This window comes from Nocardia alni, assembly GCF_019038435.1.
In the GTDB taxonomy this organism is placed as follows: Bacteria; Actinomycetota; Actinomycetes; order Mycobacteriales; family Mycobacteriaceae; genus Nocardia; species Nocardia alni.
The window spans coordinates 1-13638 of the sequence record NZ_JAGPOX010000072.1; the positions used below are offsets into that span (position 1 = coordinate 1).

Annotated in this window: 16 protein-coding genes; 7 read left to right on the plus strand and 9 right to left on the minus strand. The window is 64.7% G+C overall.

Translation table 11 applies throughout. The features are described 5' to 3' along the window. A partial coding sequence (locus JZ791_RS25045) for a thioredoxin domain-containing protein (RefSeq protein WP_216897667.1) occupies positions 1-451 on the minus strand: 451 nt, incomplete at its 3' end. Positions 452-654: 203 nt separating this feature from the next. Between JZ791_RS25045 and JZ791_RS25050 the strand changes: the two genes are divergently transcribed. Together JZ791_RS25050 and JZ791_RS25055 are read left to right on the plus strand one after the other, a co-directional pair. Further along, positions 655-1065 (plus strand): helix-turn-helix transcriptional regulator, encoded by a 411-nt coding sequence (locus JZ791_RS25050; protein ID WP_216897668.1) that lies wholly within the window; start codon positions 655-657, stop codon positions 1063-1065. Continuing rightward, positions 975-1664 carry an ATP-binding protein gene (locus JZ791_RS25055; protein WP_216897669.1) on the plus strand — a complete coding sequence of 230 codons (690 nt, stop codon included), beginning with the start codon at positions 975-977 and terminating at the stop codon, positions 1662-1664. The genes JZ791_RS25050 and JZ791_RS25055 overlap by 91 nt, the downstream gene beginning before the upstream one ends. 62 nt (positions 1665-1726) lie before the next feature. On the opposite strand, the gene JZ791_RS25060 is transcribed toward JZ791_RS25055, so the two are convergent. Next, positions 1727-2308, minus strand: a complete 582-nt coding sequence (locus tag JZ791_RS25060) for a TetR/AcrR family transcriptional regulator (protein WP_216897670.1) — start codon at positions 2306-2308, stop codon at positions 1727-1729. A gap of 95 nt (positions 2309-2403) precedes the next feature. Between JZ791_RS25060 and JZ791_RS25065 the strand changes: the two genes are divergently transcribed. Beyond that, on the plus strand, positions 2404-3336 hold the full coding sequence (locus JZ791_RS25065; RefSeq protein WP_216897671.1) for an alpha/beta fold hydrolase: 933 nt from the start codon (positions 2404-2406) through the stop codon (positions 3334-3336). 22 nt (positions 3337-3358) lie between these two features. Here the strand turns inward: JZ791_RS25065 and JZ791_RS25070 are convergent, their stop codons facing one another. From JZ791_RS25070 to JZ791_RS25080, 3 genes are read right to left on the minus strand one after another with little or no spacing between them, the layout of a single operon-like run. Next, the gene (locus tag JZ791_RS25070) at positions 3359-3730 is read right to left on the minus strand and encodes a DUF742 domain-containing protein (protein WP_216897672.1); all 372 of its coding nucleotides are present in this window, start codon (positions 3728-3730) and stop codon (positions 3359-3361) included. After that, entirely contained in the window at positions 3727-4155 is a 429-nt protein-coding gene (locus JZ791_RS25075) for a roadblock/LC7 domain-containing protein (RefSeq protein ID WP_216897673.1), read from the minus strand. Before JZ791_RS25075 ends, JZ791_RS25070 begins: the two co-directional genes overlap by 4 nt. Positions 4156-4169: 14 nt before the next feature. After that, the gene (locus tag JZ791_RS25080; RefSeq protein ID WP_308163078.1) at positions 4170-6365 is read right to left on the minus strand and encodes a sensor histidine kinase; all 2196 of its coding nucleotides are present in this window, start codon (positions 6363-6365) and stop codon (positions 4170-4172) included. Positions 6366-7020: 655 nt separating this feature from the next. Between JZ791_RS25080 and JZ791_RS25085 the strand changes: the two genes are divergently transcribed. The 4 genes from JZ791_RS25085 to JZ791_RS25100 all read left to right on the plus strand — a co-directional run bounded on the left by JZ791_RS25085 (position 7021) and on the right by JZ791_RS25100 (position 10948). After that, on the plus strand, positions 7021-7812 hold the full coding sequence (locus JZ791_RS25085; protein WP_216897675.1) for an SAM-dependent methyltransferase: 792 nt from the start codon (positions 7021-7023) through the stop codon (positions 7810-7812). A 105-nt stretch (positions 7813-7917) separates the two neighbouring features. Beyond that, positions 7918-8940, plus strand: coding sequence for an alpha/beta fold hydrolase (locus JZ791_RS25090; RefSeq protein ID WP_308163079.1), 1023 nt, complete (start codon positions 7918-7920; stop codon positions 8938-8940). 108 nt (positions 8941-9048) lie between these two features. Next, the gene (locus JZ791_RS25095; protein WP_216897676.1) at positions 9049-9939 is read left to right on the plus strand and encodes an aromatic prenyltransferase; all 891 of its coding nucleotides are present in this window, start codon (positions 9049-9051) and stop codon (positions 9937-9939) included. Positions 9940-10054: 115 nt separating this feature from the next. Then, a complete protein-coding gene (locus JZ791_RS25100; RefSeq protein ID WP_216897677.1) occupies positions 10055-10948 on the plus strand; it encodes a Sco1979 family transcriptional regulator in 894 nt (297 codons plus the stop codon). On the opposite strand, the gene JZ791_RS25105 is transcribed toward JZ791_RS25100, so the two are convergent. The 4 genes from JZ791_RS25105 to JZ791_RS25120 form a co-directional block, all read right to left on the minus strand. Continuing rightward, complete coding sequence (locus JZ791_RS25105; RefSeq protein WP_216897678.1) at positions 10945-11619, minus strand: VC0807 family protein; 675 nt, start codon at positions 11617-11619, stop codon at positions 10945-10947. The genes JZ791_RS25100 and JZ791_RS25105 overlap by 4 nt on opposite strands. Positions 11620-11717: 98 nt before the next feature. Continuing rightward, entirely contained in the window at positions 11718-12089 is a 372-nt protein-coding gene (locus JZ791_RS25110) for a hypothetical protein (protein ID WP_216897709.1), read from the minus strand. Positions 12090-12340: 251 nt separating this feature from the next. Beyond that, positions 12341-12748 carry a roadblock/LC7 domain-containing protein gene (locus tag JZ791_RS25115; RefSeq protein WP_216897679.1) on the minus strand — a complete coding sequence of 136 codons (408 nt, stop codon included), beginning with the start codon at positions 12746-12748 and terminating at the stop codon, positions 12341-12343. Then, positions 12745-13137, minus strand: coding sequence for a hypothetical protein (locus JZ791_RS25120; protein ID WP_308163080.1), 393 nt, complete (start codon positions 13135-13137; stop codon positions 12745-12747). Before JZ791_RS25120 ends, JZ791_RS25115 begins: the two co-directional genes overlap by 4 nt. Positions 13138-13638 lie beyond the last annotated feature (501 nt).

Sequence of the window (13638 nt, forward strand, 5' to 3'; positions counted from 1 at the left end):
CCTCATCCCGCCGCAACCGCCAGGTATCGGACACCGCCTGCAGCAACTGCATGAACGAAGGCATCCCCTGCCGCCCCGTCTTCGGATAGTAGGTCCCGCAATAAAACGGCTCCCCCGACGGCGTCAAGAAGCACGTCATAGGCCACCCACCCTGCCCCGTCATCGCAACGGTAGCCGACATATAAATAGCATCCAGATCGGGCCGCTCCTCCCGATCCACCTTCACACAAACAAAATTCGCATTCATCACCCCCGCAGTCGCCTCATCCTCGAACGACTCGTGCGCCATCACATGACACCAATGGCAACTCGCGTACCCCACCGACAGCAGAATCGGCACATCCCGCCGCACCGCCTCGGCCAGCGCATCGGCATCCCACTCCCGCCAATCCACCGGGTTGTCGGCATGCTGACGCAGATACGGCGATGTCGCGCTGCCCAATCGGTTCACGCTGCCAGCCTCCCATACCTTGCCCAGTCGATCCCATCACCGGATCCCAGGGTCACCCACAGATCGATCCCGACCGCCACGTCGACAACTATTGGCGGCGACAAAACAGGCCAGTGGAAGTCCTGGTATCAGCAAGCTATTCCACAGGCCGAGGACCTGTACCAGGTCTACTTGAAGGAACGGGCCGAAGAGGAAGGCGAGCAATGAGCAGCTTCAGCAAATGGGACAAGAACGCCTACCGCCAGCGTGTCGGCGAGGACGAGGCGGCGCGGCGGCGCGGCGCGATCATGGCCGAACAGTGGGGGCACCAGCTTGCGGAGGAGCGTAAGCGGCTGGAGTTCACGCAGGCAGGACTCGCGGAAATCATGGGCGTAAGCCCCGGCCGAGTCTCACAGATCGAACGGGGCGAGGTCTCCACGGTCGAGGCAATCGCCGCCTATGTCAGCGCCCTCGGCGGCAAACTCGAACTGCTTGCCGACATCGGCGGCCATCTCCTCAGAATTCCGACATCCGCGATCCCGCGATGTACCACTCCGTGCTCGCCGCGATCGCGGCGGGCAACACCACCAACGGTGGAATCGCGAGTTACACCGGCCGCAAGTCCGACCAGCTAACCCATCCCCTCAACGTGCTGGAAGATTGCGCATTGGTGCAGCGGGAGCCGGATCTGTTTCGGACGGGCCGCTCTCGGTACCGCATCGTCGAGCCGCTGATCACGTACTACGAGGCGATCATGCGCAAGCGATGGGCCGAGCTGGAAATCGACCGTGCGGAACAGGTGTGGGCCTCCACGAAACAGACCTTCTCCGCCCAGGTCGTCGGCCCGACCTTCGAAGCGCTGTGCCGGGACTTCGCACTGGAACAGGGCGCCGCGTTGTTCACGGACTTCCCCTCCGAAATCGGCTCGGGTGCCGTCAACGACCCGGCGAACCGATCTCGGACCCAGATCGATGTGGCCGTACTCGCCGCACAGGATTCAGCAGGACCGCGCCGAGTGCTCTCACTAGGCGAGTCGAAGTGGGGCGAGGTTATGGGCCATCACCACGTGGCGCGTTTGGCCAGGGCACGTGATCCGCTGGGCCACAAGGGCTACCACGTCGAAGACACCATCCTGACCTGCTACAGCGCAGCCGGGTTCACCCCGCAACTGACCGCCGCGGCCGCTACCGACGACCGCATATTGCTCGTCGGTCTCGATCAGCTCTACAGCTGACGCAGATGCGGGGAGGTCGCGCCAGCCAACCGGTTGCCGCCAGCTCGAGTACTCGTCTGCGACTACAGCAGCGCCTGCGAGAGCGCATCGAGGCTCACGCCCACGATGGCCAGGAGTTGCGACGAGTCCGCGCCGGCTCTGCTCATGACGGCGAGGGACTGGTTGACGGCCGCCATGTGCACGGCGAAGGCCTCGGCGGCCGGGTCGGGCAACCGGCCGGCCTTCAGTGCGGCGCTCAGGCGCGAGCGCTGTAAGCCGACCGCCTTCTGTACGTGTGTCACAGCATTTTGGCTCAACCCCGGAATTGCCATGGCCGACTGGGCAACCAGGCATCCGTCCGGTAGTTCGGGATCGGCGATGCGTTCGAGGGTCACCTCGAAGAACGCACGGACAGCCGCCAGGGGGTCCGCGGCGGCGCACGAGAGGGCGGCGTCGTACAAGTCGCCGTAGCGCGCGGCGTAGCGGTCGAGGCAGCGCAGGAACAGCGCGTCCTTGTCGCCGAGGGAGGAGTAGATGGAGCTGCGGTTCAGGCCGGTCGCCCGGGACAGATCGTCCAGGGAGGTGTCGGCATAGCCGGTTCGCCAGAACTGGATCATCGCCGAGTCGAGCGCCGTGTCCATGTCGAACTGCTTCTTGCCTGCCATGGGGCACTCTCCCTTGCCGAGCTATCGATGTTCCGGGTCGCGGTCACGCCATTCTATCTTGAACTGAACAGTTCAAGATGTGCTAGCCTTCGGACATGCCACATACACCGCTCCTGCGTCTGCACGATCTGGATGGATTCACTCACCGCTGGGTCGACGCGGACGGCGTCCGCCTGCATGCCGTCGAAGGCGGCGACCCGAGTGGCCCGGCTGTCGTGCTGCTCGCCGGATTCCCGCAGACCTGGTGGGCTTGGCGAAAGGTGATGCCGAACCTCGCGAGCCGGTTCCACGTCATCGCGATCGACCTACCGGGTCAGGGCCACTCCGAACGTCCCGAAGGCAGCTACGACACGCACACGGTCGCCGCGAAGATCCACGCCGCCGTGCAGGCCCTCGGAGTGTCGACCTACTGGCTGGTCGCTCACGACATCGGCGCCTGGGTCGCTTTCTCCCTCGCCCTCGACTACGAAAACCGTCTGCACGGTCTGGCTCTGCTCGACGCCGGAATTCCCGGCGTCACCCTCCCGGAAACGATTCCCACAGACCCGGATCGGGCGTGGAAGACCTGGCATTTCGCGTTCCACCTCGTGCCCGGCCTGCCCGAAACTCTGCTGGCCGGCCGCGAACGGGAATACGTCGGCTGGTTCCTGACGGCGAAAACCCTGGATCCCGCCACGTTCGACGACGCCGAACTCGATCACTACGCGGCAGCGATATCCGTGGACGACGGCCTGCGCGCTTGCCTGGCCTACTACCGGCACGCCGCCGAGTCGGCGCGCAAGAATCACGAAGCGCTCGCAGAGCAGCACCTGACCGTGCCCGTTCTCGGAATCTCCAGCAGCCACGGCTCGATTCCGGACATGGCGGCCTCGATCAGCCCGTGGGCCGAAAACACCAGCGGGGTCATCGTTCCCGACGCCGGACACTTCATCCCCGACGAGCAGCCCGAAACCGTCGCGGCCGCGCTGACCGATTTCATCGACGGGGTCGACACCCGGCCTCTTGTCCATGCGGCGTCGGCAGAATAGGCACATCTCGCGCCGCCCGAAATCACATTCGCCTGATTCCGTCGAGTACCGCGCGCAAGAGGTCGATGGTCGGAGCATGGTCCGTAGCGACCGGAGCACGAAAAACGAGTATTCCGTCGGTGATCAGATCGCCGATCAGAACCTTGGTCACCACCAGCGGCATCCGCAATGCGGCGGATACCTCCGCCACCGCATGCGGCCGCCGGCACAACTCGACGATCTGGCCGTATTCCAGTTCGATGCGACGGAGCATCGGCGCCGCAGGAGAAACCACCACGGTGGTGAGCATGTCGAGACTGCGAGCCGAGCCGGCCGTCCGGCCGCCGGTCCGCGCGTACGGGCGGACCAGCGGCCCGGCCGCCTCGTCGAACCACCTCCGGGATTCGGGGTTCATCGCGGTCGCTGGTCGACGACCCGTCCGGTCAGCTGCGAGCGGGGTGTGGTGGACAGGAGATGACCGACACGTTTGACCGTCACATTCATTTCGTAGGCGATCATTCCGAGTTTCGCGTCCTCGGCGGCCTGCAACGCCAGACAGGCATGACTGCCCGCAGCGGTCACGAACAGGATCGCGCGATCCAGTTCTATGATGGCCTGCCGGACACTGCCGCCGTCGAATCGAGCGCCCGCGCTGCGGCCCAGGCCGTACAGCGTGGAGGACATGGCGCCGAAGTGCTCGGCGTCCTCCCTGTTCAGGGACGAGGATCGGCCCAGCACCAGTCCGTCGGTGGAATGCACCACCGCGTAGCGCGCGCCGACCAAGCGCTCGATCAGATCGTCGAGCAGCCAGTTCAGATCATGGGTTTCCGGGGTGGTCATTGGTGCTTCCTCTTTCAGGGCCTAGGGGCGCCGGGGTCGGCCTGGCGGCCCTGCATGGTCCCGGTCTCGATGGCGGAGAAGATGTCTCGGGCCTGTTCGGGCGTCCGGTCCGATGCTCCGGGCAGGTCCGGCGCTCGCCTGGCCTCGTTCGTCAACTCCGGCGCCAAGCTCGCCTGACGTCGGCGCCGCGGCAGCGCGGGGCGGGGCCGGACGCCCGGTTCGGCATGGCCGTTGCCTGCGAAACCGGGATGCGGCGGTACCGGTGCGGGAGCGGCGAATCCGTCCCCGGAGTCCGGGGACCACGACCCTGCCGACACCTGCTGGGCGACCCGGCCGGGCAGTTCCCCGCTCGGGTCGGAAACGGCACGCCACGTGCCGGTGGATGTGGACGCCTCGGCGACGATGAATTTCGACGGGACGACGACGATGGCGCGAACCCCGCCGAAATCGGATTCCGTGAGCCGCACCGCGACGTCGTTGCGCCGCGCCAGCTGGGCGACGACGAACATGCCCAGCCGCGAGTCCTCCGACAAGGTACCGACACCGAAATCCGGCGGATCGGCCAGCACGGCGTTGAGGCGGGCGTACTGCTCCCCGGCCATCCCCATACCCTGATCCGCGATCTCGACGGCCACCCCCTTTCCCACCACATTGGCACGAACCTCCACCTGTGATTGCGATGGGGAGAAATAGGCGGCGTTGTCGATGAGTTCGGCGAGCAGGTGCACCAGGTCGGCCACCGCACTGCCGGCGATCATCAGATCGGGAGCTCGTACGATCTTCACCCGCCGGAAGTCGACCGTTTCGCTGACGCTGCTGCGGATGATCTCCAGTAGCTGAACGGGATTGCGCCATCCGCGCCCGGGCTCGCCTCCGGCCAGAATGATCAGGTTCTCGGCGTTGCGGCGCTCGCGGGTGGCGAGGTGGTCCAGGTCGAAGAAGATATCGAGCAGCGCCGGATCCTCCTGGCTGGACTCCGCCTCGTCCAGGATCTCGAGCTGCCGATGCACGACGATCTGGCTGCGATGCGCGATGTTCAGGAAGACCGTGCGGACGCCCTCGCGGGTGTCCGCCTCGGTGACGGCCGCGGTGACCGCGACGATTTGAGCACGGTTGAACGCATCGGCCACCTGGCCGATTTCATCGGTCCCGAAGGCCAGTGGCGTCGACTCCGCGCTCACATCGACCTTTTCCCCCGCGCGCAAGCGCTGCATGATCCGCGGCAGTTGCTCACTGGCCAGCGCCAGCGTCTCGTTACGCAACCGGTGCAGGCGCCCGATGACGCGGTTGGCCAGCAGTAGCGACACTCCGAAGGCAGCCACCGCGGCGGCCAGCAGAACGCCGCCGATGACCAGGGCGTTGTGCGCGTTGCGATCCGCGGCCTGTGCCGCCAGGTTGTGTGCGCGCACCATCTGGCCGTCCCAGAGTGTGAGCAGCGCGTTGTCCACCTGACCTGTGGTAGCGGACCAGTCGTCGGGGGTGAACGACATCGGCGCCGGCGTCGGTGTGTCGTCGTATTCGCTGGGCGCCGCGGTGATCGGATCCAGCGCACGCGCCAGCAGGGTGTTCTCCATCATGATCAATTGCAGCCAGGCCGGACTCGTCGTCACCGTCTTGACCTCCGGCGACCGACCGGCCTGCGCTTCGATGCTGGTGCGGTACCCGCCGACCAGGCGCGAGTACTCGATGGCCAGCTGCGGCGGCAGCGTTTCACCGTGGGCGAGCACCGATCCCAATGCCGCACTGCGCGAGAGCATCTCCGATGCGGAGACGATCGACAGCGCCGCGGCCACCTCGCTCGCCACCCGGGGCGTCGGCGCATCGGTCTCCACGATCTCGCTGCCGACCGAGATCGCGTCGAGGAAATGACTGTAATAGTTGTAGACGTCGGCGATCGGCAGCGTTCGGGCGTCGACCTGCGCACGGATCGACGCCAAACGAGCTTTCGCCGTTTGGATTCCGCCGATGTCGCCGGTCACCTCGGAATGCCCGATCTTGTCGAACTCCGGCGTCGTCTGATCCAGTGCCGCCGAGATGGCGTCGAAACGCACTCGGGCCTGCATGAGCGGGCCCGGATCTCCCCCGCCGTCGGCCAGCCGGGCTATCGAATATTGCCGTTCGAGTTGTACCGCCGTCACCAACTCCCTGCTCTGCGGGGTGGCGGCGGCCAGCGCTTTCGACCAATTCCGCGCATGCATACCTTGCGTCACGGTATATCCTGCGCCGCCCACGCCGATGACGAGCAATACAATACTCGGGACGAACGCAATGGCCAGAATACGAGCCCGGACACCCAGTCTCGGTTTGAACATCGTCACAGCATATCGACTTGATCACGATATAGCACTGGTCGAATCAGAAATATTATTATTGCCGGACGGTACATATGTCGATTACCATTAATTGCGCCCCCGATTATCTGTGAAAAGACATGAAGAAATGGCCGTAAGCTGAACCAACCCGACCCGCCCGCATTAATCACTATTCCGCAGGAGATTTCGGGACATCGGCCATCCCGAGCACTCGCCTACACGCCCTCGCCGACCCCGATCGCCCCGGTCCGCACGGCACATCCTCCTTCTGCCGACGAGCGGTCGGCCCGGCCTCCACCGGGCCGTCAGCCGCTCACGACGATTACTCCGGTGGTGCGCGCCATGTAACCGGACCGGAGATGGCGGCAAGGACGGACCGGAAAGCCGTTATCGAATCGTAACCATCTCCGAGGTTCACTGCAGGTATGCGGAGAAGGCCCGCCCGGAGTAGACATCGAACGGCTGTACGGCGAGTGCGCCACGCGGCTACTCTCGGTCCATTGTGGTTCGAAGGCTCGGAGCACAGGCGGGGACGCGACACCGAGGAGGTCTGATGGCAGGCGACCGACCGGCGCCGGAGGGTGTCGATCCGACCAAACCGAACGCGGCCCGAATCTACAACTATCTACTGGGCGGCAAGGATAATTACGAGGCCGACCGGATCGTGGCGCAGCGAATGCTGTCCATCGCGCCGGATAATCGGACATTGGCCACATTCAGCCGCGCATTCCTCACCGGTTCGGCCAAGATGGCCGCCGAGGCGGGCATTCGGCAGTTCGTCGATATCGGCTCGGGCATCCCGACCTCACCGAGCGTGTACGAGACCGTCATGGACGTCGATCCCACGGCGCGACTGGCCTCGATCGACTACGACCCGGTCGTGTTCGCGCACACCAACGCGATGTTCAACGGCCTCCCCGGTGTCACGCCGATGCTGGGAGACTTCCGCGACCCCGACGACATCATCGAGCGGCTCCCCACCGAGGCGGGTGTGGATCTGGCCGAGCCGATCGCGATTCTGCTCGTCGGCGTTCTGCACTTCGTGCTGGCGGACGAACGACCGGCCGAGGTCATGGCCCGATTCCACGAGGTGATGGCGCCGGGCAGCTACGTCGCGTTCACGCACGGCGCCACCGAGAGCGACGAGACGTGGGTCCAGCAGACCGTTGTGGATACCGTCGGAAGTACCGCTCAGTTCGTGTTCAGATCCCGCGCCGACGTGGCCACGATTTTCAAGGGCTTCGAGCTGCTCGACCCCGGAGTCGTTCCCGTCCAGCATTGGCTCGGTGACGATCTCCCCGAAACCCGGATGGTGGTACTCGGCGGCATCTGCCGAAAGCCGTAGCGGCACTCTCGAAATGAGCGAACTCGTTGCATGCCGCCCCGCCTACCGATAACGTGCGCCATTACAAACCGAACCTTTCGCATATCGTCATAGGGAGCGCTGCGCGTGCGAGTCTCGAGGTGGGCACGGATCGTATTCGCCGTAATCATGTTGTGCTGCTTCACGTCCGGCATAGCCGCCGCCGACAACGGGCCGGCTTCGGCGTCCTGCCGATCCTTTCCGATCGCGGTGCCGCAGGGCCGATTGGCCGCGACCCTGTGCGCGCCGCCGGGCGGGGCCCACACCGTCATGGTGCTGATGTCGGGCTCCAATTTCAATGGCACATACTGGGATTTCCCGTACGAGCCGCAGATCTACAATTTCCGCCGGGCGATGAACACGGCCGGATACGCCACACTCGTGGTCGACCGGCTCGGTAACGGCGCAAGCACCCATCCGCAACCCGAGACGCTGACGGCCACCGCCACCGCGCAAGACCTGCACGATATCGTCCGAGACGCCCGGCAGGGACTCGACGGCGCCGCGCCGTTCGGCAAGGTCGTCACGGTCGGCCACTCGCTGACCTCCGGCACCTCTATCATGGAGGCCACCACCTATCACGATGTCGACGGCATTGTGCTGACGGGTTATTCGCACGCGGTGAACGTCCCCGGCACCCTCAGCGTCATCGCCACCTACCACTCCTCGGCCAACGATCCCGAATTCGCCGGGCGCGGAATGGATCCGGGATATCTGACGACGCGGCCCGGCACTCGCATCCACGATTTCTTCGATCCCGGCGATGTCGACCCGGCGGTGCTCGCACTGGACGAAAAGGATAAAGAGGTCTTTTCGCTGACCGAGTATCCGGACGGGATGGTTTCCACCCTGCCCGGGATGTCCAATTTCATCACCGCCCCGGTTCTCATCGTGGTCGGCGGCCGGGACCGCATGCTGTGCGGCGTGAATTACGCCGTGTGCGCGAGTTCGGCCACCCTGCAGTCCGAGGAGGCCCCGTTCTTCGCCCCCGCGGCGCGGCTGCGCACCTTCGTTCTCCCGGGCAGCGGCCATGCGGTGAATCTGGCGCGCAACACCGGCGACTACCACTCCGCCGTCATCGATTGGGCGAATTCCACTGTCGGTAAGTAACAATCGCGCCGTCTGTTCGGAACCGCACAGGCCGGTCGGCCGCGGAGATTATCCTGGCCTACGGACCAGCGGCGTTCCCCAGTTGCACGAGTCGGAGGAGTCATGAGTATGTCCGCGGACTCGAGGCTCGACCGGCTTCGGCAGGATCTGCGGGAGTACGCTCGCCTGTCCGAAGTGCGCTATGTGCCCGCGGCCGTGGATCCGGTACTGGACGCGCTCGCCGAGCTGTGGACAAGTTCATGGATAGGGGTGCGGACCACCACACATCCGGTACGGCAACGCGAAGTCAGTGTCCGGCTGATGAATTCGAGCCCGTCCGCCGATCCGGTGGGCGCACTCCGTGATGCCGGGCTGCTCACCTTCACCGGGCATCCGATGGAACGACTGCTGACCCAGATCCCTGCCGCCGTGCCGGTACGCTGGGGAGTCGATCTCGCGGTCGCGACCGGCGTGCAGAAGATCTGGCTCGTATTCCCCGAACTACTCACCGTGCAGCGGATGCTCGAGTTCCCGGACGTGCCCGCCGCGGCCCGCGCGCATGCCGGGCATCTGTCCCGCTACGGCGGCGACATCGGCATGCTGGCAATGGATTTCGTCAGCCACACCATGAACTGGTACTCCCGGGTGCTTGCCCCGGGCGAGCTCACGCCCGCCGATATCGCCACCATCCTGCGCGAGCTCGACTTCGCCCCGGCCAGCGACGAGGAATTGACCCTGTTCGCACGGACGTTCAACGCCTATCGCACATTCTCCTGGGACGCACCGGATATGCAGCGCATCTGTTTTCCGGTGCGCAGCGACGCCGCGGGCTTCCCCACCCATCTCGACCCGCTGCTGGAGCGCTTCGTCACCGGAGCCCCCTATGCGGACACCGGTCCACGCGGATTCGTCTTCTACGCCGCCTACGGTCCCACCGGTCGGTACTACAAGGTGCAAGCCGACTATACGTCCGCTCTGAACGCGACATTCCCTGGTGGTACGCGCCCGCAGATGCGGTGAGACGTCGCCGATACGGAACAGACTGGACAGAACATCTTCTCGGTGAGTTAGCTGGTTCCGGACGGAGCGGGTTAGCATAGTCGGTGCGTAGCCACAGGACAGCGGAGAAGATCCCATGACGGCAGAACCGGCGTGGATAGACCTCGCCACCTCGCCCATCGCCCGGCGCGGACCGACGGCGTTGCGGATCATGGTCGGCAGTCAACTACGCAAACTACGCGAGGCCTGTGGAATCACGCCGCAGATCGCGGGCGAGCGCATTCGCGGCTCGCACGCCAAGATCAGCAGGCTCGAGCTCGGCCGGACCGGATACAAAGAACGCGACATCAACGATCTGCTGACCCTGTACGGCGTGAGCGATCCGGTGCAGCGAGAGGCATTCCTGAAGCTGGTCCGCCTGGCCAACGAACAGGGCTGGTGGTACGGCTACAGTGATCTGCTCCCCTCGTGGTTCGAGAACTATCTCGGACTGGAGGGCGCCGCGCAATGGATCAGAACCTATGAGGGACAACTGGTTCCGGGTCTGCTGCAGACCGACGACTACGCGCGGGCGGTCGTCATGATGGCATCGGACACCCGGGATGTGATGCGCCGGGTGGAGCTGCGCCGCAAGCGCCAGGAGATCCTCGAGGTGCCGGGCGGTCCCTCGCTGTGGGCGATCCTCGACGAATCGGTGTTACGCCGACCCGTCGGTGGGCGCCAAGTCCTGCGCGGCCAGATCGAGCACCTGCTGACGATGTCGGACCACCCGAAGGTGACCGTTCAGGTGCTCCCGTTCTCGGCCAGCGGCCACGCCGCGGCGGCCAGCTCGTTCGCCATCCTGCGCTTCACCGAGGAGCAACTCCCCGACATCGTCTATCTCGAGCAGATTTCCAGCGCGCTGTATCTCGACCGCCCGCAAGACCTCGAGACCTACCGCCATGTCATGGACTGCCTCAGCATCGAGGCCGCGACACCGGTCGCGTCGCGCGCGCTTCTGGCCGCCGCGGCCGAGGCCCTGAAGGCTTAGGCCTCCGCGGTGGTCGGAGCCGGTGCGCTCCGATCGCGCGTGGCCCGGATGCCCGCTCGGCGCACGATCAGCACGGTGATCCCGAACAGCGCGGCGAAGGTGATCACCATCATGACCGTGGACAGCCACACCATGGTGGCGATCGGCAACCGATAGACCAGCACCACGCGCAGCGCGGCCTCGGCGAGCAGGCCCACACCCCAGATGACGGTCAGCGTGAACAGGGTGCGCCGCACCACGGGCATCGTGCGGTATTTCTCCTCGAACTCGGCCGCGCGCTGCGGATCACCGGCCATGCCGCGCCGCGCGACCACGTAGGTGAGCGGCTTGCCGACCGCCGCGCTGATCAGGAACGCGCCTGCGATCAGCGCGGTGGTGAGTGAGTCCTTGGCGATCATGAACCGCGCGTCGCCGGATACGAACGTCAGCGCCAGCCCGACCGCGAACCCCGCAAGGATCACTCCGGCGAACACGTCGATCTTGCGATTGCGGACCACCTCGGCCAGTACGAACACTCCCGAGATCACCGTGCCGGCCCCGAGCGCGACCAGATTGCTCGCCCCGGTGGCGTGCAGCCCGTAGTAGGCGGCCATCGGTATCCCGGCATCGCGGAGCAACTGTCGGGCCAGGGTCTTGCGGTCCATCGCGGGGGCAGAGGCGGCTGTGCTCATGGGGGGCAACTCCTGAACTGGCGGTCTCGGTGTCGATACCCACGCTACGGCCGCGAGAGGCCGGTGTCCCGATGGCGGACCGGCCCCGGAATTCCCGGCTAGACCTCGAGGTCCTGCTCGATGGCCTTGAGCCGGTGGCGTGCCAGGGCAAGGTTCGCGCGATCTCGATCGAGCGCCAGATAGAGAAACAGGCCCTTGGACCGCTGACCGGTCATCGGCCGGATGATGTGATACTGGCCGTACAGGGTGATGAGAATATCCTCGATGTCCTCGTTGAGGCCCAACTGATCGATCGTACGCAGTTTTGCCCGGACCACTTCGGTATTGCCCGCGGCGGCCACTTGCAGGTCTAATTCGTTGGAGCTGCCGAGCGTGCCCAACGCCATGCCGCTGGTGTAATCGACGACAGCGGCGCCGATCGCGCCGTCCACCGCCATCATTTCCTTCAAGGACCTATCCATATTCGCCATGTTCACGTACCTTTCGATCTGTTTTTCAATTTCCGTCGACGCACTTGCCGTCGAAAGTTCGGATTCGATGGGGCGGGATACCCTGCCGAATCGTCCCATGAGTCTTTTCAGTCGGCCTGCCTGTTCGGTCACGGATACTCCATCGGGAGCCTGATCTCCGTGCGCGATTTTCGCCGTCGGCCGAGCATTGTCGTATCCTGTCCATTCCGGTTGATGGCGTCGCCCGCCTGTCGGGGCACGCGCTTCATCCGTTATCCGGTCGGCACCTGAAGAATCGCGATGATCTTCTTCGCCGCCGCGGTCAGCCGACCCAGATTCACCGATTGCCGACTGCCGACCACGAGTATCACCGTGCTACTCATCGGGAAGAGGCCGACACAACCCCGGTCGGCCTCGAACAGCGTCGATTGGAGACGTCCGTGCGCGGAGATCGCGGTGAAATGATCACCGATGCCCATCGCCGCCGCGGCGAGCGCCGCCGCGCGCAGCGCCACATCGCTGTCCGACGTCTCACCGGACTCTCCACCGGCCGCGATGGCCAGACCGTCCCGGCTGGCGATGACGGCGTACGCCGCGTCATCGATCGTCGAGCAGGCCTCGGTCAGTAACTCCGCGACCCGTCCCGGCTCGCTGAGCGCGATCTCCAATCGGCGCGTCACGCCTGAACCGCCTGTTCGATCTTGCGTAGGCGATGCCGGGCCAGAGCCAGGTTCGCACGTTTCCGATCGAGTACGAGATACAGGAAAAGACCGACCTGATCGTCCTCGGGTATACCGGCGGTCCGCTGACTCTCCACCGGCATTATGATGTGATACTGCGAGCCGAGAGTGATGAGAATATCCTCGATCACATCATCCAGCTGCAATTTCTCTATCGCTTCTACCTTCGCCCGGACGACCTGTGTGAGCATCGTCGCGGCGACATCCATATCCAGAAGAGCATTGCCACCCAGTTTACCGAGAGTTATTCCGCTGCCGTAATCGACGAGGGCAATACCGACCGCGCCCTCGACCGACATTCCGTCACGAAGGGCATCATCCAGATTCACACTTGCTCCGGTACTTCACTATCACTGCGACCCAATCCAGAAACGGGACGCTACCACGAATGAAGCAGGCCGCAAACCGACCACCCCGCAGTAGACCATACTTCATCGCTATAAATACGGAAGAGGTAGATCGAAAAAGGGACCACATAGAGGACTTAAGTCCCTGGCATTACACGATATTAGCAGGCAGAGCAAATAATTGATAACACGACGAGTTTCCGGCACACCGCCGGATAGCCCTGACGGATACTTGCAGGCAAGACACCCGACCGCATTATTCATCACGGAACTCCGACTCAGCGGCGGTCAAGATTTGCTGGAGAACGCACTTTTGCGTATGCATTCCACCAGGCCCCGCCCTTGTTATCGAATTGTTCTCGATCGGCATGCGGACCGGCTCGCCGACACCTCGATCCGTACCACATGCCGTGCCGCGCGCGACGGTATTCCACTGCGGCGGTATGCCGTCGCCGCGTGTGCGTATGTGCCCGAAATTCGTGC